This window comes from Carboxylicivirga litoralis (genome assembly GCF_025499605.1).
Taxonomy (GTDB): domain Bacteria; phylum Bacteroidota; class Bacteroidia; order Bacteroidales; family Marinilabiliaceae; genus Carboxylicivirga; species Carboxylicivirga litoralis.
The window spans coordinates 1-481 of the sequence record NZ_JAFMVC010000125.1 but is presented as its reverse complement, the minus strand read 5'-3'; the positions used below and the strand labels follow the sequence as shown (position 1 = coordinate 481).

Here is a 481-nt window from a genome sequence, read left to right as displayed (position 1 = left end):
AAGGTCAAATCACCATCCAACACATTACGCTCACCGCGTCGGTTGGTCGTATCCGCCTGGATAGCTTTCAGAATCTTAGCCGCTAATCGGTTCGACACCTTCTTATCAGCTGCTCTCACCAACACTTCATTTAAAGCATTACGCAGCTCTTTACCAGCTGTGCCGGCACGACCAAACTCAGCACCGTTTTCACGAGTCCTGGCATACGCCGGGTCCTTTTTGATACGATCGCCATCCACACCACCTTTTTCACGAGCCATGTACTGGCCATTGCTTTTGTAAAACGACAAATCACCAACACGCCCTTCCAACTTAATCACTCCTTTTTGCCTTGCCATAACTTCCATTTTTATGGGTTAATAAGCTCAAAGTACAATCCCATAAAAAGCAATTCAAATGTGAGCGTCCGACTTGTCCCTGTTGGTAACTTTTGTCCGTAAAACACCCCGTTTGCCAGCCAGCGTTTTAGTATATTAGTAGT

1 pseudogene is annotated in these 481 nt (G+C 46.2%); it reads right to left on the bottom strand.

Annotated features, from left to right (window positions below):
* Positions 1-338 (bottom strand): annotated as a pseudogene (locus J1N10_RS21055) (hypothetical protein); the annotation flags it as partial.
* Positions 339-481: the final 143 nt, after the last annotated feature.